The 19,930-nt window shown below is 66.0% G+C and carries 16 protein-coding genes; 13 read left to right on the forward strand and 3 right to left on the reverse strand.

Annotated features, from left to right (window positions below):
- Positions 1-151 precede the first annotated feature (151 nt).
- A complete protein-coding gene (gene dnaE / locus R2C4_RS13050) occupies positions 152-3,664 on the reverse strand; it encodes a DNA polymerase III subunit alpha (RefSeq protein ID WP_141890966.1) in 3,513 nt (1,170 codons plus the stop codon).
- Positions 3,665-4,021: 357 nt separating this feature from the next.
- Here dnaE and xdhA point away from each other — a divergent pair, with 357 nt between their 5' ends.
- From xdhA to R2C4_RS13110, 12 genes are all read left to right on the forward strand, one after another.
- Positions 4,022-5,419 carry a xanthine dehydrogenase small subunit gene (gene xdhA / locus R2C4_RS13055; protein ID WP_141890967.1) on the forward strand — a complete coding sequence of 466 codons (1,398 nt, stop codon included), beginning with the start codon at positions 4,022-4,024 and terminating at the stop codon, positions 5,417-5,419.
- On the forward strand, positions 5,416-7,821 hold the full coding sequence (gene xdhB / locus R2C4_RS13060; protein ID WP_141890968.1) for a xanthine dehydrogenase molybdopterin binding subunit: 2,406 nt from the start codon (positions 5,416-5,418) through the stop codon (positions 7,819-7,821). Before xdhA ends, xdhB begins: the two co-directional genes overlap by 4 nt.
- Positions 7,811-8,746 carry a xanthine dehydrogenase accessory protein XdhC gene (xdhC, locus tag R2C4_RS13065; protein WP_141890969.1) on the forward strand — a complete coding sequence of 312 codons (936 nt, stop codon included), beginning with the start codon at positions 7,811-7,813 and terminating at the stop codon, positions 8,744-8,746. The genes xdhB and xdhC overlap by 11 nt, the downstream gene beginning before the upstream one ends.
- On the forward strand, positions 8,743-10,260 hold the full coding sequence (locus tag R2C4_RS13070; protein WP_141890970.1) for an ABC transporter ATP-binding protein: 1,518 nt from the start codon (positions 8,743-8,745) through the stop codon (positions 10,258-10,260). The genes xdhC and R2C4_RS13070 overlap by 4 nt, the downstream gene beginning before the upstream one ends.
- 161 nt (positions 10,261-10,421) lie before the next feature.
- The gene (locus tag R2C4_RS13075) at positions 10,422-11,504 is read left to right on the forward strand and encodes an ABC transporter permease (RefSeq protein WP_141890971.1); all 1,083 of its coding nucleotides are present in this window, start codon (positions 10,422-10,424) and stop codon (positions 11,502-11,504) included.
- Position 11,505: 1 nt separating this feature from the next.
- Positions 11,506-12,426 carry an ABC transporter permease gene (locus R2C4_RS13080; protein ID WP_141890972.1) on the forward strand — a complete coding sequence of 307 codons (921 nt, stop codon included), beginning with the start codon at positions 11,506-11,508 and terminating at the stop codon, positions 12,424-12,426.
- Between the two features lie 66 nt (positions 12,427-12,492).
- Positions 12,493-13,569, forward strand: a complete 1,077-nt coding sequence (locus tag R2C4_RS13085; protein ID WP_141890973.1) for a BMP family ABC transporter substrate-binding protein — start codon at positions 12,493-12,495, stop codon at positions 13,567-13,569.
- Between the two features lie 193 nt (positions 13,570-13,762).
- The gene (locus R2C4_RS13090) at positions 13,763-14,119 is read left to right on the forward strand and encodes a VOC family protein (RefSeq protein WP_141890974.1); all 357 of its coding nucleotides are present in this window, start codon (positions 13,763-13,765) and stop codon (positions 14,117-14,119) included.
- A 165-nt stretch (positions 14,120-14,284) separates the two neighbouring features.
- Complete coding sequence (locus R2C4_RS13095) at positions 14,285-15,235, forward strand: aldo/keto reductase (RefSeq protein WP_141890975.1); 951 nt, start codon at positions 14,285-14,287, stop codon at positions 15,233-15,235.
- Between the two features lie 4 nt (positions 15,236-15,239).
- A complete protein-coding gene (locus tag R2C4_RS13100; protein WP_141890976.1) occupies positions 15,240-16,310 on the forward strand; it encodes an NAD(P)/FAD-dependent oxidoreductase in 1,071 nt (356 codons plus the stop codon).
- A complete protein-coding gene (locus R2C4_RS13105; RefSeq protein WP_141890977.1) occupies positions 16,310-16,966 on the forward strand; it encodes a DUF938 domain-containing protein in 657 nt (218 codons plus the stop codon). The genes R2C4_RS13100 and R2C4_RS13105 overlap by 1 nt, the downstream gene beginning before the upstream one ends.
- A gap of 74 nt (positions 16,967-17,040) precedes the next feature.
- A complete protein-coding gene (locus tag R2C4_RS13110) occupies positions 17,041-17,376 on the forward strand; it encodes a carboxymuconolactone decarboxylase family protein (protein WP_141890978.1) in 336 nt (111 codons plus the stop codon).
- A gap of 70 nt (positions 17,377-17,446) precedes the next feature.
- Here R2C4_RS13110 and R2C4_RS13115 read toward each other — a convergent pair whose 3' ends face one another.
- A complete protein-coding gene (locus tag R2C4_RS13115; protein ID WP_244940728.1) occupies positions 17,447-18,298 on the reverse strand; it encodes a LysR family transcriptional regulator in 852 nt (283 codons plus the stop codon).
- A 99-nt stretch (positions 18,299-18,397) separates the two neighbouring features.
- On the opposite strand from R2C4_RS13115, the gene R2C4_RS13120 reads away from it, so the two are divergent.
- Positions 18,398-18,988 carry an HD domain-containing protein gene (locus tag R2C4_RS13120; RefSeq protein WP_141890980.1) on the forward strand — a complete coding sequence of 197 codons (591 nt, stop codon included), beginning with the start codon at positions 18,398-18,400 and terminating at the stop codon, positions 18,986-18,988.
- Between the two features lie 172 nt (positions 18,989-19,160).
- Here the strand turns inward: R2C4_RS13120 and R2C4_RS13125 are convergent, their stop codons facing one another.
- Positions 19,161-19,763 (reverse strand): class I SAM-dependent DNA methyltransferase, encoded by a 603-nt coding sequence (locus R2C4_RS13125; RefSeq protein WP_141890981.1) that lies wholly within the window; start codon positions 19,761-19,763, stop codon positions 19,161-19,163.
- Positions 19,764-19,930: the final 167 nt, after the last annotated feature.

Genomic DNA, 19,930 nt, shown 5'->3' on the forward strand with positions numbered 1-19,930 from the left:
TCTCCAGTCCTATGGCGGAACCGATGTCGGCCTGAACCATCTGAATATGCAACGCGGTCAGCGCGGCATAAGTTGCTAATTTTATTTCACGCGCAAGGCCGCACGGCAGCCGCAGCCCTCCCGCCGGAGGCACCGGGCGCCTCGCGCAGCCTCAAATCTCCTCTACATCCATCACGCCGTCCAGCGATTTCAGCGCCCCCTTGATCTGCGGATTGATCGGGAACGCCTGGCCCAGATCCATCTCCACGTCACCGGGCAGGCCGGGGTCCTGCAGGTACATGTAGACCTCGCCGCGCGATGCGTTGCGGGCCGCCGCCTTGGCATCCTCCAGCACCTGCGCCACGGTTCCGACGGCGCCGGCATCGCTCAGATACACCCGCAGCGAACTGCGCCCGGCATCTGCAATGGCGCTGTCCACCGGCCCGACAGAGCGCACCAGCAGTTTCAGCTGGTCGCTCTCCATCGTCGCCTCGGCGGTGATCACCACCTTGGCGCCGGTCTCCAGGAACTCGCGGGACTTCTCCAGCACCTCGGAGAACAGCGTCACCTCATAGGCGCCCGAAGGGTCGCTGAGCTGGGCAAACGCAAAGCGGTTGCCGCGGGCTGACTTCCGCTCCTGCCGCCCGGCCACGACACCGGCCATCTTGGCCATGAAGGGCCCGCGCTCGGCCTTGGCGGTGACCTCGTCCAGCGTCATCACCTTCTTGCGTTTCAGCGCCGGCATATAATCGTCCAACGGATGGCCCGACAGGTAGAAGCCAATCGCCTTGAACTCCTCGCTCAGCCGCTCGGCCGGCAGCCAGTCCGGCACATTGGGCAGCCGCGGCTCCGGCAGGTCCTCGCCCGCCTCGCCGAACAGCGACACCTGGTTCGAGTTCCGCTGGTCATGCACCGCGGCGGAGTAATCGACCAGCGCGCCAAGGCTCTCAAACACCCGGCGGCGGTTGGAATCGAGCTGGTCAAAGGCCCCCGCCCTTGCCAGCATCTCCAGGGGCCGCTTGCCGACCTTCTTGAGATTCACCCGGCGGGCAAAGTCGAAGACATTGACAAAGGGCCTGTCATATCCGCCCTCCTTGCGCGCCTCGGTCACCAGCCGCATCACGTCCAAACCGACGTTCTTCAGCGCGCCCAGCGCATAGACCAGTTCGCCGTTCACCACGTTGAAGGTCGCCAGCGAGCGGTTGACGCAGGGCGGCACGTATTTCAGCCCCAGCCCCTTCTTCACTTCCTCGAAGTAGATCGCCAGCTTGTCGGTCAGATGGATATCGCAGTTCATGACGCCCGCCATGAACTCCACCGGGTGGTTCGCCTTGAGCCAGCCGGTCTGATAGCTCACCACCGCATAGGCCGCCGCGTGCGATTTGTTGAAACCGTAGTTGGCGAATTTCTCCAGAAGGTCGAACACCTCCGAGGCCTTCTTGGCGGGAACCCCGTTTTCCGCCGCGCCCTTTTCGAACTTCGGGCGCTCGGCGTCCATCGCCTCCTTGATCTTCTTACCCATCGCCCGGCGCAACAGGTCCGCACCGCCCAGCGTGTAGTTCGCCATCACCTGGGCGATCTGCATCACCTGTTCCTGATAGACGATGATGCCTTGGGTTTCCTCCAGAATGTGGTCGATCAGCGGGTGGACAGAGGTGATCTCGCGCTGGCCGTTCTTCACCTCGCAATAGACCGGGATGTTTTCCATCGGGCCGGGACGGTACAGCGCCACCAGCGCCACGATGTCCTCGATACAGGTGGGCTTCATGCGCTTCAGCGCATCCATCATGCCGGTGGATTCCACCTGGAACACCGCCACCGTCTTGGCGCGGGAATACAGGTCGTAGGTGACCTTGTCATCCAACGGAATGGCGTTGATCTGGTTCTCCGCCCCCTCCGGCGGCTCATAAAGCTGGGTGCCATCGGCGGCGATATGCAGGTCGCGCCCCGACTGGAAGATCAGATCCATCGCGTTCTGAATGACGGTCAGGGTCTTGAGGCCGAGGAAGTCGAACTTCACCAGCCCCGCCTGCTCCACCCATTTCATATTGAACTGGGTCGCAGGCATGTCGGACCGCGGATCGCGGTAAAGCGGCACCAGCGCATCCAGCGGCCGGTCGCCGATCACCACGCCCGCCGCGTGAGTACCGGCAGAGCGCAAGAGCCCCTCCACCTGCTGGCCATAGGTCAGCAGCCGGTCCACCACCGGCTCATTGCGGGCTTCCTCGCTCAGCCGCGGCTCTTCCTTCAGCGCGTCGGCGATGGACATCGGCTTCACGCCCTCGACCGGGATCAGCTTCGACAGCCGGTCCACCTGGCCATAGGGCATCTGCAGAACCCGCCCCATGTCGCGCACCGCCGCCTTGGACAGAAGCGCGCCAAAGGTGATGATCTGCCCGACTTTATCTCTGCCGTATTTCTCCTGCACGTATTTGATCACCTCTTCCCGGCGGTCCATGCAGAAGTCGATGTCGAAGTCAGGCATCGACACCCGTTCCGGGTTCAAGAAGCGTTCGAACAGCAGTGAATACCGCAGCGGATCAAGGTCGGTAATCGTCAGCGCATAGGCCACCAAAGAGCCCGCACCGGACCCCCGCCCCGGCCCCACCGGAATGTCGTGGTCCTTGGCCCACTGGATAAAGTCGGCAACGATCAGGAAGTAGCCGGGAAACCCCATGCCCTCGATGATGCCCAGCTCGAAGTCGAGCCGCGCCTGGTATTCCTCGACGCTCACCGCGTGCGGGATCACCGCCAGACGCTGCTGCAGGCCCTCGTTGGCGATGCGGCGCAGCTCGGCCACCTCGTCATCGGCGAACTTCGGCAGGATCGGGTCGCGCCTATAGGCCATGAAGGCGCAGCGCTTGGCGATCTCCACCGTGTTCTCAATCGCCTCGGGCAGGTCGGCAAACAGCGCAACCATTTCCTCCTGGCTTTTGAAGTAATGCTGCGCGGTCAGCCGCCGCCGCGGCTCCACCTGGTCGACATAGGCGCCCTCCGCGATGCAGATCATCGCGTCATGCGCCTCGAACATCTCCGTGCTGGGGAAATAGACGTCATTGGTGGCGACCAGCGGCAGGCCCATGGCATAGGCCATTTCCACATGGCCGCGCTCTGTCTGTTTCTCCGCCTCCGGCTGGCCGTGCTCACCCGGATGGCGCTGCAGTTCCACATACAAACGGTCCGGGAAGATTGCCTTCAGCCGCTGCATCAACGCTTCCGCCGCCGGGCGCTGGCCCATCTGCAACAGCCGCCCAACCGGCCCGTCCGGCCCGCCGCTCAGGCAGATCACGCCTTCGGAATGGCTCTCCAGCTCCTCCAGCGTCACATGCGGCAGCTCGCCCCCCTGCCGCAGATACAGGCAAGAGTTCAGCTTCATCAGATGCTCATACCCGGCCTCGCTCTGGGCCAGCAGCACCAGCGGCGCGGGCGGCTTGGGCCTTTCGCCGGGCGCCGGCTCGGTGAACCGCAGATCGACCTGGCAGCCGATGATCGGCTGCACCCCGGCGCCGCTCGCCGACACCGAAAACTCCAGCGCCGAGAACAGGTTGTTGGTGTCGGTCACCGCAATCGCGGGCATGCCGTGCGTCTTGCACAGGTCCGGCAGCTTCTTCAGCCGCACGGCCCCCTCCAGCAGAGAGTATTCGGTATGGGTGCGCAGATGAATGAATCGGGGAGAGCTTGTCATGCCGCCACGCTATCGTATTGCCGCAGCGGGGTGAACGGGCGAACTGCACGGCCCGTCTCCCGGAATAGTGGAACGGTCCGCGGATATTTTCAGGATTTTTTTGAAGCTGTTTCGCGCCCCAGCCGCGCCCTGCGCAAAGATACGGCTAAAAAGCATAAATAATAACAGCATAGCCCTGAATGCCGCAACTTTATTGCGCCGCAGAATACTGCAGTGCGGCAGCGGTTTTCCTTGCTTTGACAAGGGGATGCTCCCTAGGCTGGAACCAGCAAGCAACAAACAGCCCGCCGCGCCTTCTACGCCGCATCGAAGGGTGGCACATCGGGTCAACGGGGTAACGCGGCGGGTCTCGGGAAGATGGCACTCACCTTTCGTCTGAACGGTGAAACGGTCCGCATCACGGACGCAAGCCCAACAGTGACGCTGCTGGACTGGCTGCGCGAGGAACAGGGCCTCACCGGCACCAAGGAGGGCTGCAACGAAGGCGATTGCGGCGCCTGCACTGTCATGGTCACCGATTCACGCGGATCGAAGGCCCTGAACGCCTGCATCCTGTTCCTGCCGCAGCTGCAGGGCAAGTCGGTGCGCACTGTCGAGGGCGCCTCAGGCCCGGACGGCAGCCTGCACCCCGTGCAGCAGGCGATGGTCGATCACCACGGCAGCCAATGCGGCTTCTGCACCCCCGGTTTCATCATGTCGATGGTCACGGCCCATGCCAACGGCGCCACGGATTTTGACGACCAGCTGGCGGGCAACCTGTGCCGCTGCACCGGCTACGCCCCGATCATCCGCGCTGCCGAGGCGGCCAAGGATGCCCCGGTCCCGGACTGGATCGCACAGGAAGGGTCCTTCATCTGGCCGGAAATATCCCGGGGGGAGGCCGCAGGCCGGGGGGCAGCGCCCCCTATGCTGCCGGGTTCCGCCGATGAACTGGCTGACCTTTTTGAACGCCGCCCCGACGCCACCCTGGTCGCAGGCGCCACCGACGTCGGCCTCTGGGTCACCAAGCAGCTCCGCCACCTGCCGCAGATGATCTTCCTCGGCGGCTGCGATGACCTCAAGGGGATCGAGGTCACGGACAGCACCGTCCGCATCAAAGCCATGGCAGACATGAACGATCTGCGCACAGCGATGGAGCCGCTGCACCCGTCCTTTGCCGAAATGCTGCGCCGCTTTGCCTCCCAGCAGATCCGCGCCGCCGCCACCGTGGGCGGCAATATCGCCAACGGCTCCCCCATCGGCGACACCCCGCCCGCGCTGATCGCCCTCGGCGCCACCCTGCACCTGCGCAAGGGGGACAGCCGCCGCGAATTGCCGCTGGAGGACTTCTTCCTCGACTACGGCAGGCAGGACCGTGGCCCGGGTGAGTTCGTCGAGGCCGTCAGCTTCCCGCGCCAGCCCGATGCGCTCAAGGTCTACAAGCTGTCGAAACGCTTCGACCAGGACATCTCCGCCGTGCTCGGCGCCTTCAACATGACCGTGATGAACGGCAAGATCTCCGCCGCCCGCATCGCCTTTGGCGGCATGGCGGGCATCCCGAAACGCGCCGCAAACGTCGAAGCGGCCCTGACCGGACAGCCCTGGAATGAGGCCACAATCCAGGCCGCCGCGGCGGCCTTCGACCAGGATTTCACCCCGATGACCGACATGCGCGCCTCTGCCGGATACCGGCTGGAGACCGCGCGCAATATGCTGCTCCGCTATTTCGCCGACCTGAACGGCCAGCCGGTCTCGGTGCTGGAGGTGCGGCCATGAGTGTTTCCAAACCCCTCCCCCATGACTCCGCCCGGCTGCATGTGACCGGCGCCGCCCGTTATGTCGACGACATCCCCTCGCCTGCCGGCACGCTGCATCTGGCCTTCGGCCTCTCCCCCATTGCCCGCGGCCATGTCGCGGCCATGGACCTCAGCGGCGTGCAGCAAAGCCCCGGCGTCGTGGCAGTGCTGACCGCCAAGGGGCTGCCCTTTGCCAATGACGTCTCCCCCTCGATCCACGACGAGCCGCTGCTGGCGGCCGGCACCGTCAATTATGTCGGCCAGCCGGTATTCCTGGTGGTGGCCGACAGCCACCTCAATGCCCGCATCGCCGCCCGCAAGGGCAAGGTGGATTACAAGGAAGAACCTGCCCTCCTGACCCTCGACGCCGCACTCGCCGCCGACAGCCGGTTCGAGGAAGGCCCGCGCATCTATCACAAGGGCGACGCCGCCAAAGCCATTGATGCCGCCCCGCACAGGGTCGAGGGCAGGTTCGAGCTGGGCGGCCAGGAGCATTTCTACCTCGAAGGCCAGGCGGCCTTAGCGCTGCCGCAGGAGGATGGCGGCATGCACGTCCATTCCTCCACCCAGCACCCGACCGAGATCCAGCACAAGGTGGCGGAGGCGATCGGACTGCCGATGCACGCCGTCCGGGTTGAGACCCGCCGCATGGGCGGCGGCTTTGGCGGCAAGGAAAGCCAGGGCAACGCCTTGGCCGTCGCCTGCGCCGTTGCCGCCCGGCTGACCGGCAAGCCCTGCAAGATGCGCTATGACCGCGACGACGACATGGTGATCACCGGCAAGCGCCACGCTTTCCGCATCTCCTACCGCGCCGGGTTTGACGGTGATGGCCGCCTGCAGGGTGTCGAGTTCCTGCACCTGGTGGACTGCGGCTGGGCGCAGGACCTGTCTCTGCCGGTTGCCGACCGCGCCATGCTGCACGCCGACAATGCCTATCTGATCCCGAATGTCCGCATCGAAAGCCATCGCCTGCGCACCAACCGGCAAAGCGCCACCGCCTACCGCGGCTTTGGCGGCCCGCAAGGGATGGTGGGGATCGAACGGGTGATGGACCACATCGCCCATGATCTGGGGCTGGACCCGGCAGAACTGCGGCAGCGCAATTACTACGCGCCCATGCAGACCCCGGAAGCCCCCGCCGGCGAAGCGCAGGACACCTCCGGCCAGCCGCTGGACCCGGACGCCGACCTCGCCTCCCGCGGCGCACCGGTGCAGCCCGCCAAAACCAGCCCGCCGCCCAAGGATGTGCAAACCACGCCCTACCACATGCCGGTCGAGGATTATATCCTGCACGATCTGACCGCTCAGCTGCTGAAATCCTCGGATTATGCGGCGCGCAAGGCGGCGATTGCCAAGTGGAACGAGGGCCAGACCCATCTGAAACGCGGCATCGCGTTCTCGCCGGTGAAGTTCGGGATTTCCTTTACCCTCACCCACCTCAACCAGGCGGGCGCGCTGGTGCATGTCTACCAGGACGGCTCGGTGCATCTGAACCATGGCGGCACTGAGATGGGCCAGGGACTGTTCCAGAAGGTGGCGCAGGTCGCCGCCAGCCGGTTCGGCATCCCGCTGGACAAGGTGAAGATCACCGCCAGCGACACCGCCAAGGTGCCCAACACTTCAGCCACCGCGGCCTCCTCCGGCTCCGACCTCAATGGGATGGCGGTGAAGGCCGCCTGCGACACCTTGCGCGCCCGCATGGCCGAACATCTGGCGCTGCAGCATCAGGCCAGCCCCGGCGACGTGGTGTTTGAAAACGGCATGGTGCGCATCGGCCAGGATGAGATGACATTCGAGAAGGCCGCAATGGCCTGCTACCAGGGCCGCGTCAGCCTGTCGGCCACCGGCTTCTACAAGACCCCCAAGGTCGAATGGGACCGGATCAAGGGCCAGGGCCGCCCGTTCTACTACTTTGCCTATGGCGCCGCGGTGACAGAAGTGGCAGTGGATGCTATGACCGGCGAGAACCGCATCCTGAGGGCCGACATCCTGCATGACGCCGGCGCCTCGCTGAACCCGGGCATCGACATCGGCCAGATCGAGGGCGGATACGTCCAGGGCGCAGGCTGGCTGACGACCGAGGAACTGGTCTGGGACGATGCGGGCCGCCTGCGCACCCATGCGCCCTCCACCTACAAGATCCCCGCCTGTTCCGACCGGCCGGATGTGTTCAACGTGAATCTTTTCGACGGCCAGAACCGGGAAGACACCATCTACCGATCCAAGGCGGTGGGGGAGCCGCCGTTCATGCTGGGCATCTCCGCCTGGCTGGCGCTCAGCGATGCGGTCGCGGCCTTTGGCACCGCCTACCCGGCGCTGAACGCCCCCGCCACGGCAGAGGAAGTCTGGCGCGCGGTCCGGAGAGTGCGCGATGGGATTTGACGTTGAGGAGCTGCGCCGGGCGGTTGCCGCGCATGGCCGCGTGGTGCGGGTGGTGATTGCCGCCATCCGCGGTTCCTCCCCGCGCGAGGCGGGCACCGCGATGCTGGTCTGGGAGACCGGCCAGTCCGGCACCATCGGCGGCGGCACCCTGGAATATGAGGCAGCAGAGGCGGCCCGCCGGCAAGCGGCCCCGAAACAGATCAGCACCCACGCGCTGGGGCCGGATCTGGGTCAGTGCTGCGGTGGTGCGGTCACGCTCTTCAGCGAGGTTTACGAGGCCGCAGACCTGAACACGCTGGACAGCCACGTCATCGCCCGCCCGGCCAGCCCGGCACTGATGCCGGTCGCGGTGAAGCGGCTCCTCGCCGGCGCCCGCGGCCAGGGCCAGGCACCGGCGCCGCAGCTGGTCGAGGGCTGGATGATCGAGCCGGTGCACCAGCCCCAATTGCCGGTCTGGATCTGGGGCGCGGGCCATGTCGGTCGGGCGCTGGTCAATGTGCTGGCGCCGCTGCCGGACCTGCAGATCACCTGGGCGGACACCGCCGCCGAGCGGTTCCCGGCAGAGATCCCCGCCGGCGTCACCGCGATTCCGGCAGCTGACGTTGCGCTCCTGGTTCGCCATGCGCCTGAAAACGCTGCGCATTTGGTGCTGACCTATTCCCATGCGCTGGATCTGGCGCTATGCCACGCGCTGTTGAGTCATGGCTTTGCCTTTGCCGGGCTGATCGGCTCCAAAACCAAATGGGCGCGGTTCCGCTCGCGTCTTGCCGCCTTGGGGCACGCCCCCGGGGCAATCGCAAGGATCACCTGCCCGATCGGCGATCCGGAACTTGGAAAACATCCGCAGATGATTGCGGTCGGTGTTGCGGCGCAACTGCTGCGGCATGGAAAAGAAGACGAACAGAGAGAGGACCGGCGCGCGTGAGTGTACCACTGTTGAGCCTGCAAGGCCTGACCAAGGCCTACCCCGGGGTTGTGGCCAATGACACCGTTTCCTTTGACATCGGCGAGGGCGAGGTGCATGCCCTGCTCGGCGAAAACGGCGCCGGCAAGTCGACGCTGGTCAAGATGATCTACGGGCTGGTGAAACCGGACAGCGGCAAGATGCTGTTGCGCGGCCAGCCCTATGAACCGGCCGAGCCGCGCCAGGCGCGCGCCGACGGCATCGCCATGGTGTTCCAGCACTTCTCGCTGTTTGACGCGCTGAACGTGGCCGAGAACATCGCGCTTGGCATGGAGAATCCGCCAGAGATGCGCGACCTCGCCGCCCGCATCCGCGAAGTGTCGGAAACCTACGGGCTGCCGCTCGACCCCTTCCGCACCGTCGGCGACCTGTCCGCGGGCGAGCGCCAGCGGGTCGAGATCATCCGCTGCCTGCTGCAGGACCCGAAACTGCTGATCATGGATGAGCCGACCTCGGTCCTCACCCCGCAGGAGGTGGAGATCCTGTTCAAGACCCTGCAGAAACTGCGCTCCGAGGGGACTTCGATCCTCTATATCTCGCACAAGCTGGAGGAAATCCGCACCCTCTGCGACCACGCCACCATCCTGCGGCTGGGCAAGAACGTGGGCGAATGCACCCCCTCAGAGACCTCCGCCCGCGACATGGCGGAAATGATGGTCGGCAGCACCCTGTTGACACCTCAGCGCGGGGCGCGCGAGTTTGGCGATGTGGCGATGGACATCACCGGCCTGTCGGTGCCGGCCCCCTCTGCCTTTGGCACCGCGCTCAAGAACGTGCATCTGACCGTGCGCAAGGGCGAGATTCTCGGCATCGGCGGCGTTGCCGGCAACGGCCAGGACGAACTGCTGGGCGTGCTGTCCGGCGAAACTCTGACCGAGGCGGACGCGGTGAAGCTGCACGGGCAGCCGATCGGCAAGCTCGGCCCCACCGCCCGGCGCAAGCTCGGCGTGCTGGCCGCACCCGAAGAACGCCTCGGCCACGCTGCCGCGCCGGATATGAGCCTTACGGAAAACGCCATGCTCACCGGGTCGGTGCGCGAGGGGCTGGAGAAGAACGGCTTCCTCGACTGGGGCAAGACCAAGGACTTCGCCGAGCGCATCATCAAGGCGTTTGACGTGCGCACCCCCGGTCCCGGCAATGCGGCGCGGTCGCTTTCTGGCGGCAACCTGCAGAAGTTCGTGATCGGGCGGGAGGTGCTGCAGGACCCGGACGTGCTGGTGGTGAACCAGCCGACCTGGGGCGTCGATGCCGCCGCTGCCGCCGCCATCCGCCAGTCGCTGCTGGATCTGGCCGCCAAGGGCGCCGCGGTGATCTGCATCAGCCAGGACCTGGATGAGCTGATGGAAATCTCCGACAGCTTTGCCGCCCTGAACGAGGGCCGCCTCAGCGCCCCGCGCGAAGCCGCAGGGCTGACGGTGGACGAAATCGGCCTGATGATGGGCGGCGCCCACGGCATGGAGGTGGCGCATGTCTGACCTTCGTTCATTCCACAAAGGGCAGCGCCCGGCCCGGCGGGGTGGGAGCGAAGCGCCCGCCCCGTGGGGGGCGGGACGGGCGCTGCCCGGCCTAAAGGCTGGGCGGAACACCGCAACCGTAAGCATGACAATAACAAAAGAAGAAACAGGGAGCCGCTTGAATGATCCGGCTTGAGAAACGGCCGCAGCCGTCGCGCGCCTGGTCGATGGCGACGCCGCTGGTGGCGGTGCTGGCGACAATGATTTTCGGCGGGCTCTTGTTTGCCGCGCTTGGCAAACCGCCGGTGGAGGCGATCCGCACCATTTTCTGGGAGCCGCTGTTTGGCGAGTTCTCCTTTTACTACCGCCCGCAGCTTTTGGTGAAGGGCGCGCCGCTGGTGCTGATCGCCATCGGCCTGTCGCTGGGCTTCCGCGCGGGCATCTGGAACATCGGCGCCGAGGGCCAGTACATCATGGGCGCCATATGCGGCGCCGGTGCGGGCCTTGCCTTCTACCCTGCCGAGTCGTTCTTGATCTTCCCGCTGATGGTTGTGGCGGGCGCGCTTGGCGGCTGGGCCTGGGCGATGATCCCGGCGGTTCTGAAAACCCGCTTCGGCACCAATGAAATCCTGGTCTCGCTGATGCTGGTCTATGTGGCCGAGCAGTTCCTGGCCTCGGTCTCGCTGGGCCTGCTGAAGAACCCTGAAGGCTTCGGCTTCCCCGGCTCCCGCAACCTGCAGGCCTGGGACAGCGCCCATAACGCCGAGCTGATTGCCGGCACCGGCATGCATTGGGGCGTTGTGGCCGCGCTGATCGCGGTGATCTTTGCCTATGTTCTGCTGAACCGCCACATGACCGGCTACCACATCCGCCTGACAGGCGAGGCGCCGCGGGCCGCGAAATTCGCCGGGGTGAACCCCACCCGGCTGGTGCTGTTCTGCCTAGGCACCTCCGGTGCGCTGGCGGGACTGGCCGGACTGTTCGAGGTTTCCGGCCCCTCCGGCCAAGTCAGCATCGACTTCAACGTGGGCTATGGCTTCACTGCGATCATCGTCGCATTCCTGGGCCGCCTGCATCCGGTGGGCATCCTGCTGGCAGGCGGACTGATGGCGCTGACTTACATCGGCGGCGATATCGCGCAATCGAACCTGCAGCTGCCTGCTGCGGCCATCCAGGTGTTCCAGGGGATGCTTCTGTTCTTCCTGCTGGCGTTCGACCTGCTCACCAATTTCCGCATCGCAATCGGCAAGCCGGAGGTGGCGTAACATGGATCTTTCTGCAATCAACCCGGTCCTGCTCATCGCCTCGCTGATGGTGGCGGCAACCCCGCTGCTGCTGGCGGCCATCGGCGAACTAGTGGTCGAAAAGGCCGGCGTTCTGAACCTCGGGGTCGAGGGGATGATGATCGTTGGCGCCATCGCCGGTTTTGCCACCGCGGTGGAGAGCGGCTCGCCCTTCCTTGGCTTCATTGCCGCCGCCATCGCAGGCGCGGCACTGTCGATCCTGTTTGCCATCCTCACCCAGTTTGCCCAGGCCAACCAGGTCGCCTCCGGCCTGTCGCTGACGCTGTTCGGCCTGGGCCTGTCGGCGCTGATGGGGCAGTCCTATGTCGGGGTGAAGCCGCCGCGCATGGGCGACATCCACATCCCGGTCCTCAGCGACCTGCCGGTGATCGGCCCGATCCTGTTCGGCCATGACATCATCCTCTACTTCGGCATCGCGCTGACCGCCGCAGTCTGGTGGATGCTGAAATACTCCCGCCTCGGCCTGGTGCTGCGCGCGGTGGGGGAAAACCACGACGCCGCCCATGCGCTCGGCTACAAGGTGCTGAAAATCCGCCTGGCTGCGATCATGTTCGGCGGCGCCTGCGCAGGCCTTGGCGGCGCCTACATCAGCCTCATTCGCGTTCCGCAATGGACCGAGGGCATGACCGCCGGCATCGGCTGGATTGCGCTCGCCTTGGTGGTGTTTGCCAGCTGGAAACCCTGGCGCGCGCTCTTGGGTGCCTATCTGTTTGGCGGCGTGACCGTGGTGCAGCTCAATCTGCAGGCGGCAGGCGTTGCCATTCCGGTCGAGTATCTGGCAATGTCGCCCTATCTGATTACCATCCTGGTGCTTGTTATCCTTTCCGCGGACAAAAGCAGCGCACCTGCTGCGCTTGGCCGCAATTTCCACGCCTCCCGCTGACGCGGGGGGACATATTGACCGCCCCGGCTGCCGGGGCCAACCAAAACCAACTGGGGAGTCCCTTTGATGAAACTGACCAACCTCCTGACCAGCGCCGCTGTGGCGCTTGGCCTGGCCGCAGGCGCGGCCTGGGCGCAAGACAAGACCAAAGTGGGCTTTGTCTATGTCGGCCCCGTCGGCGATGGCGGCTGGACCTACGAGCACGACCAGGGCCGCAAGGCGGTTGAGGCCGAATTCGGCGATCAGGTCGAAACCGTCTACGTCGAAAACGTGGCCGAAGGCCCGGACGCCGAGCGGGTGATGACCCAGATGGCGCTGGAAGGCGCCGACCTGATCTTTACCACCTCCTTTGGCTACATGGATCCGACCATCAACGTCGCCAAGAAGTTCCCGAACGTGAAGTTCGAGCACGCCACCGGCTACAAGCGCGCCGACAACGTCTCCACCTATTCCGCCCGCTTCTATGAAGGCCGCGCGGTGCAGGGCACTATCGCGGGGCACATGACCGAGAGCAACATCATCGGCTACATCGGCTCCTACCCGATTCCGGAAGTGATCCGCGGCATCAACTCTGCCTATATCCACGCCAAGAAGGTGAACCCCGACGTCCAGTTCAAGATCGTCTGGGCCTTCACCTGGTTCGACCCGGCGAAAGAGGCCGACGCCGCCAAGGTGCTGATCGAACAGGGCGCGGACGTGATCCTGCAGCACACCGATTCCACCGCGCCGCAGGCCGCTGCCCAGAACGCAGGCAACGTGATCACCTTCGGCCAGGCCTCCGACATGGCGGAGTATGCGCCGAAGCCGCGCGTCTCCTCGATCATTGATGACTGGGCACCTTACTACATTGCCCGCACCAAGGCCGTGATGGACGGCACCTGGGAGTCGGTTGACACCTGGGACGGCATCGGCGCCGGCATGGTGGGTATCGGCGAAATCTCTGACGCCGTTCCGGCGGACGTGAAAGAGGCTGCACTGGCCATCAAGGACTCGATTGCGGACGGCTCCTACCACCCCTTCACCGGCCCGCTGAAAAAGCAGGACGGCAGCGACTGGCTGGCAGAGGGTGAGACCGCCGACGACGGCACCCTGGCCGGCATGAACTTCTATGTCGAAGGACTCGAAGGCGACATCCCGCAGTAAGCGGCCCCGTTCCGAAACAAACAAAGGCCCGCCATCCGGCGGGCCTTTTGCGTTGCGGGAAGAAGCCTGAATTCAGCGCAGCCTGCTGACACGCCCTGTCACTGCCCTGGTGTACACCCGGCTCCGGACAGCCGGACGCCTTCGACCCTGGCCCGGCCGCCCGGGAAACCGTGAAGCATATTGGAGACTGCCTTTGAAACTGAATTACGCCGTTGTCGGCACTAACGACATGGACGCGTCGGTCAAATTCTACGACGCCCTGTTTGAGCACTCGGGCCTTACCCAAGTCCGCCCCAGCGAACGGATGACCTACTGGCTGCAGGACGATTTCGCCTTTGCCGCCGCCCTGCCCTTCGACGGCGAAGCGGCCACCAATGGCAACGGCACCATGGTGGGGTTCAGCCTTGGCTCCGCCGCCGAAGTCACCAGGCTGCACCGCAAGGCGATTGAACTGGGCGGCACATGCGAGGGCGAGCCCAGGCAGCGCGGGCCGCGGTTTTCCGCATATGTGCGGGATTTGGATAGAAACAAAATCTGTTTCGCTGATTAGGATCAGAAACAGGCCAGCGGCAGCGCAAGCCTTTCCGCGCTGCCGCTGGCGCGCTGGCCCAGCGCCGGGCCGGATTAGGGCACCGCGGCAGGGGAGCGGGAGGGGTGCGGCAGGCGCGCGGAAACCGCCTTTCCCTGCCTGCCCCCCTGTGCCAAGCTCCGCGCCATGACCCAGACCGCACGCAAGATTCTGACCGCCCCGGACGGCACCCCGGCCAGCCGTTTTGCCTTTGGCACCATGCAGTTCGGCGGCCGCGCCGATGAGGCGCAATCGGCAGACATGCACGCCGCCTGCCGCGCCGCCGGGATCAACCACTTCGACACCGCCTGGCTTTACACCGATGGCCGCGCGGAGCAGATCCTGGGCCGCCTGATCAAGGAGGAGCGCGAGCAGCTGCTGATCGCCACCAAGGCGGGCTATACCGGCGGCGCGGGTGCTGCAAACCTGCGCGCCCAGCTGGACGAGAGCCGCCGCCGGCTGGGGCTGGACACGGTCGACGTGTTCTATCTGCACCGGTTTGACCCGGACACCGACCTGCGCGAGACCATGGACTGTTTCGCCGCGCTCAAGGACGAAGGCGCGATCCGCTACACCGGTCTTTCGAACTTTGCCGCCTGGCAGGTGATGAAGGCACAGATGGCGGGGCTGGCCTCCGGCATTGGCGTGGACATCCTGCAGCCGATGTATTCGCTGGTGAAACGCCAGGCCGAGGTGGAGATCCTGCCGATGTGCGCCGATCAGGGCATCGCCGCAGCCCCCTACTCCCCGCTGGGCGGCGGCCTGCTGACCGGCAAATACGCCCGCGGCGGCAGCGGCCGCATCACGGAGGACGACGGCTACCGCACCCGCTATGGCCCGGCCTTCATGCATGAGGCCGCCCAGCGCCTGTCGGCCCTTGCGGCGGAGCGCGGCACCGATCCGGCCACCCTGGCAGTGGCCTGGGCCGCGGCGCATCCCGCGGCCCCCATGCCGATCATCTCCGCCCGCAACGCCGAACAGCTGCAGCCGTCGCTGGCGGCGCTGGATTTCGGCATGGATGCAGAGCTTTACAGCACAATCGAAGCCCTCAGCCCGCGGCCTGCGCCTGCGACTGACCGGCTGGAAGAACAGGATTAGACCCATGCAGGATTTCATCGTCATCGGCGGCGGCATGGCGGGCACCAGCGCCGCCGCACGGCTTGCGGACCTCGGCAGCGTCACCCTCCTGGAGATGGAGGACGCGCTTGGCTACCATTCCTCCGGCCGTTCCGCCGCGCTGTTCGAGGAGAATTACGGCCACGGCGCCACCGTCGCCCTGAACCGCGCCAGCGCCGCCTATTTGCGCGACGGCGGCTACCTGTCGCCGCGCGGGCTGATGCTGGTGGGGGCCAAGGGGGACGCCGACGGATTTGCCCGCGACGTGGATGCGCTGCGCATGGCCACGCTGGAGCTGGACGAGGCCCGCGCCATGGTGCCCATTCTGAACCCGGACACCGTGGGCTTTGCCGCCATCAGCGGCGCGGCAGAGGATATCGACACCGACCGGATGCTGCAGGATTTCGCCAAGGCCCTGCGCGCCGCGGGCGGGCAGACCGTGACCAAGGCGCCGGTGAGCGCCATCACCCGGACCGCCAGCGGCTGGGAGGTCACCGTCGGCGGCCGGACCTATCAGGGCCGCACTCTGGTCAATGCGGCGGGGGCCTGGGCCGATCAGGTCGCGGTGCTGGCCGGGGTGGCGGCGATCGGGCTGCAGCCCAAGCGCCGCTCGATGGCACGGCTGCCGGCGCCGGGCGGCCTTGATGTCAGCGGCTGGCCGATGCTGCTGGGCGTCGGCGAAACCTGGTACGCCAAGCCCGATGCGGGCAAGCTCCTGGTCTCCCCCGCCGACGCCGACCCGGTGGAGCCGCATGACGCCTTTGCCGACGACATGGTGCTGGCCGAGGGGCTGGCGCGCTATGAGGAGATGGTGACAGAGCCGGTCACCCGGGTCGAAAGCAGCTTTGCCGGGCTGCGCAGCTTTGTCCGCGACGGCACCCTGGTGCTGGGGCCGGACCCGGACCAGCCGGATTTCATCTGGTGCGCCGGTCAGGGCGGTTACGGCATCATGACCGCACCGGCAGCCTCGCAGCTGATTGCCGACCTTGCGGCAGGCCGCCAGCCCGCGCTGGATGCGGATACGGTGGCGGCGCTGTCGCCCGCCCGGCTGCGCTGATGCCGGTGCGCCCGGTTCCCGGTTCGGCTTCGGTGGCGGCACCGGACGATGGCAAGCTGTTTGCCCCCGCCGCCGCCCGCAACAGCGGTGTGCTGTGCGATCTGCTGGCAGAGGTGGCCCCTGCCGAGGGCCGCGCGCTGGAACTGGCCAGCGGCACCGGCCAGCACGCGGCAGCCTATGCCGCCCGCCTGCCCGGCCTGACGTGGCAGCCAAGCGAGGTGGAGGACGTCCGCCTGGCAAGCATCCGGACCTATGCCGGAGAGAGCGGCCTCAAGAACATCCTCCCGCCGGCTCGGCTCGACGCCACCGCCCCCGGCTGGGGCGCAGCGCATCCCGGCCAGGACCTGATCGTTCTGGTGAACCTCTTGCACCTGATCAGCGAGGGCGAGGCCCGCACCCTGATCCGCGAGGCCGCCGCCGCCCTCGCCCCCGGCGGGCGGTTTGTGATCTACGGCCCCTTCCTGCGCGGCGGTGAGCTGACCAGCGACGGCGACCGGGCGTTTCACGCGGCGCTCAGCGCTTATGACCCGGAGATGGGCTACAAGGACGATTTCGACGTGATTGACTGGCTGCACGGCGCCGGGCTGGAACTGCTGCAGGCGGTGGAGATGCCCGCCAACAACCTCGCCCTGGTTGCGGAAAAACCGGCCATCTGACCTGGATCAAGGCCGCTTGGATTTGCCGTCCATACACCTTCAATAATCCGAATATATTATCGAGGGAACAGCCCATGAACTGGCACGAGAAACTGGACGGAACCCGCAGGGGCCTGCGCAATCTGAACGGGGCGATCCCGGACACCGCCCAGGCCTTTGGCGCGCTTGGCAAGGCGGTGAAACAGGGCGGCGTGCTGGAGTTCAAGCAGAAGGAATTCGTCGCCCTGGGCATTGCCGTTGCCTTGCGCTGCGAGGACTGCATCGGCCTGCATGTGGAGGCGCTGGTCAAATCCGGTGCCAGCCGTGCCGAAGTCGGGGATGTGCTGGCGATGTCGATCCAGATGGGCGGCGGCCCGGCGATGATGTATGCGGCCAAGGCGATGGAGTGTTTCGATCAGCTGACCCGCTGAATTCCGGCGCGGAATTCAGCCCGGAAAACACCTGTTTTCCGTGGAAAATTCCGCGCCGGAATTTTCTTCCCTAGCCACTGCCGCGCACCTCCTGCAGGCCCCGCACCACCTGGCGGATATGCTCCAGCGCCGGGTTGTCCGGCAAATAGAGCGCGCGGCAGCTAAGGCTGATCTCCGGCGCGCCCTCAACCGCGTGCAGCGTCCCCGCCGCCAGCGCCTCCGCCGCCATATAGGCCGGGAAATACCCCATGCCGCCGCGCTTTTGCAGGTAGCGCAGCCCCATCAGCGCGTTGCCCAGCACGATGTGCTGGCGGCTGCGGCGGGGCAGAACCTCGCGCAGCCGGGCGTCGTATTCGCTGCCGAATTCCAGGTTGATGAACAGGGGCAGCGCCTCCCGCCCCAGCCTCAGGGGCCGGTCCGCCACCAGCACCAGCCGTTCCGGCGGCAGCTCCTCCACCGCCAGGCCGGTGCCCGCGGGCACCTCGTTGACGATCGCCAGATCCAGCAGCCGCCGCGCCACCGCCTCGCCCATGTTCATCGCGTGGTCGTAGTTCAGCGTGAACGGCACCGTGCCCTGCTCCGCCTCCAGCCAGACCGCCACATCCACCAGCACCGGATCCCAGACCGACAGCTGCGCCCCCAGCCGCAAGGGCACCCGCCCGGCCAGGCTGGCCTTCAGATCGCCGGAGACGAACTCCCACGTCCGCATCATCTGTTCCGCGTAAGGGCGGAACTGCCGCCCCGCCTCGCTCAGCCGGGTGCCGCCGGGTCCGCGCTCAAACAGCGCCACCCCCAGGCGGTCCTCCAGCGCCTTGATCCGGGCGCTGACCGCCGTCTGGGTGACATTCAAGGCCCGCGCCGCGCCGTGAAAGCTGCCACAGGCGTCAATCGCCAGGAAGGTCTCAAAGGAATTGATCTGCATAGTGATCAATATTTCCAATCAGCCTGAGCAAATCAATTCGTTTTCCTGCTCAATCGGGACCGGCTAGGCTGCCAGCAGATCAACCAAAGGACCGCGCCAATGCTGGACAAAAGCCACAAGCCGACCTGGACCAGTTTCACCGAAGCCACGGCCGAGGACTGGGCCGCAGTGGAGAAATACGAGGAGGCCTACAACGCCGCCTTGCCTGACCGGATCCTCGCCGCGATCCGCTCGCTGGACGAGGACTGGACCCCCTACCCGGTGAACCGCTACCAGCACAGCCTGCAGGCCGCGACCCGCGCCTGGGAGGATGGCGCCGAGGATGAAATCATCGTGGCCGCTCTGGTGCATGACACCGGCGATATCCTGTCGCCCTACAATCACGGGGAGCTGTCGGCGGCGATGATGAAGCCTTACGTCAGCGAAAAGACCTACTGGATCCTGAAGCATCACTGCGTGTTCCAGGGCTTCTACTACAACCACCATTTCGGCGGCGACCGCAACGCCCGCGACAAGTACCGCGACAGTCCCTATTGGGAGGACTGCCGGTACTTCTGCGAAAAATACGACCAATGCGCCTTTGACCCGGCGTATCCGGCCAAGCCCTTGGAGTTCTTCGAGCCGATCCTGCGCAAGGTGCTGTCGCGCGGCTGGGGCCATTTGGAGCTGGCGGAAACGGCAGAAGACTGAAGCCCGAAATCAGGTTTTGCGCCGGGCTGCGCCCGCCGCCACGGGCCAGGCAGGCCGCGCCTGCGGCGCGGCCTGCCTGGCCCAACCGGACCCTTCGGATTTCACATCCGAACGGGGACGGGCGGGAGAACTTTGGGCGTCCTGAACGCCGTCTGCTGCAAGGGGCAGAGGTTCATTCCGCGGCGCGGACACCCGAGCCCATCAAAACCGGCATCGCCTGGCCGCCGGCGTCCATCGTGAAGGCGTGCTCAACCCGGATGGATTCAAAGCCCGCATCCCGCAGCGCGTCTCTCACCTGCTGCTCCGTCAGCCCGGAGCCGCCCTGCTCCGGCGCCAGCCAATCCCACTGCACAAACAGTCCGCCGCTGTTCAGCCGCCCCGCCAGCGCCGCCACGGCGCTTTTGTAGTCTGGCAGGAACCCGCAAACGGAGGAGGCACAGATCAGGTCAAAGCCGCTCAGGTCCTCCCCGGCCCCCTGTCCGCTGCTGTCCAGAATATCCAAATGCAGCGCCCGCACGTTGGGCAGCGCCTTCTCCTGCAGCACCGCGATCATCCGGTCCGAGGTATCCACGGCCGCCACGTCCCGCACATGCGGCGCCAGTTTTTCGCTCAACAGCCCGGTTCCGCAGCCGAAATCAAGCACCCGCTTGTCCTGCCAGCCGCCGCCGGTGATACCGGCATAGGCGTCCAGCGCGGCAAAGGCGCGGGCGGCATAGGTCCGGACATCGCTGTTGCCGTCCCAGCCGTCGGCGTAATCGTTCCAATCGTCGCTCATTCGCCTGCCTGTCCTGCAATGGTGGTCTTGAACACGGGACAGTGAAGCGGCGGGCAAGCGGCGTCAACAGCGGCTGCAGGCGCACACCTTAATTTCGCCCGTAACCAAGGCGAAGCCGCCGGGCGGGCGCCCTGTTAGAGGAACAGTATGAGTGGATGTCCAGAAAG

The sequence above is a fragment of the Leisingera aquaemixtae genome (assembly GCF_006740765.1).
In the GTDB taxonomy this organism is placed as follows: domain Bacteria; phylum Pseudomonadota; class Alphaproteobacteria; order Rhodobacterales; family Rhodobacteraceae; genus Leisingera; species Leisingera aquaemixtae.

What these genes read in the sequence shown, in the direction of transcription:
- xdhB (WP_141890968.1), top strand. Translation starts at nt 5,416, where the DNA reads ATGAGTGTTTCCAAACCCCTCCCCCATGACTCCGCCCGGCTGCATGTG.
- R2C4_RS13125 (WP_141890981.1), bottom strand. Translation starts at nt 19,763, where the DNA reads ATGAGCGACGATTGGAACGATTACGCCGACGGCTGGGACGGCAACAGC.
- R2C4_RS13100 (WP_141890976.1), top strand. Translation starts at nt 15,240, where the DNA reads ATGCAGGATTTCATCGTCATCGGCGGCGGCATGGCGGGCACCAGCGCC.
- R2C4_RS13105 (WP_141890977.1), top strand. Translation starts at nt 16,310, where the DNA reads ATGCCGGTGCGCCCGGTTCCCGGTTCGGCTTCGGTGGCGGCACCGGAC.
- dnaE (WP_141890966.1), bottom strand. Translation starts at nt 3,664, where the DNA reads ATGACAAGCTCTCCCCGATTCATTCATCTGCGCACCCATACCGAATAC.
- R2C4_RS13115 (WP_244940728.1), bottom strand. Translation starts at nt 18,298, where the DNA reads ATGCAGATCAATTCCTTTGAGACCTTCCTGGCGATTGACGCCTGTGGC.
- R2C4_RS13075 (WP_141890971.1), top strand. Translation starts at nt 10,422, where the DNA reads ATGATCCGGCTTGAGAAACGGCCGCAGCCGTCGCGCGCCTGGTCGATG.
- R2C4_RS13120 (WP_141890980.1), top strand. Translation starts at nt 18,398, where the DNA reads ATGCTGGACAAAAGCCACAAGCCGACCTGGACCAGTTTCACCGAAGCC.
- R2C4_RS13085 (WP_141890973.1), top strand. Translation starts at nt 12,493, where the DNA reads ATGAAACTGACCAACCTCCTGACCAGCGCCGCTGTGGCGCTTGGCCTG.
- xdhA (WP_141890967.1), top strand. Translation starts at nt 4,022, where the DNA reads ATGGCACTCACCTTTCGTCTGAACGGTGAAACGGTCCGCATCACGGAC.
- xdhC (WP_141890969.1), top strand. Translation starts at nt 7,811, where the DNA reads ATGGGATTTGACGTTGAGGAGCTGCGCCGGGCGGTTGCCGCGCATGGC.
- R2C4_RS13095 (WP_141890975.1), top strand. Translation starts at nt 14,285, where the DNA reads ATGACCCAGACCGCACGCAAGATTCTGACCGCCCCGGACGGCACCCCG.
- R2C4_RS13110 (WP_141890978.1), top strand. Translation starts at nt 17,041, where the DNA reads ATGAACTGGCACGAGAAACTGGACGGAACCCGCAGGGGCCTGCGCAAT.
- R2C4_RS13080 (WP_141890972.1), top strand. Translation starts at nt 11,506, where the DNA reads ATGGATCTTTCTGCAATCAACCCGGTCCTGCTCATCGCCTCGCTGATG.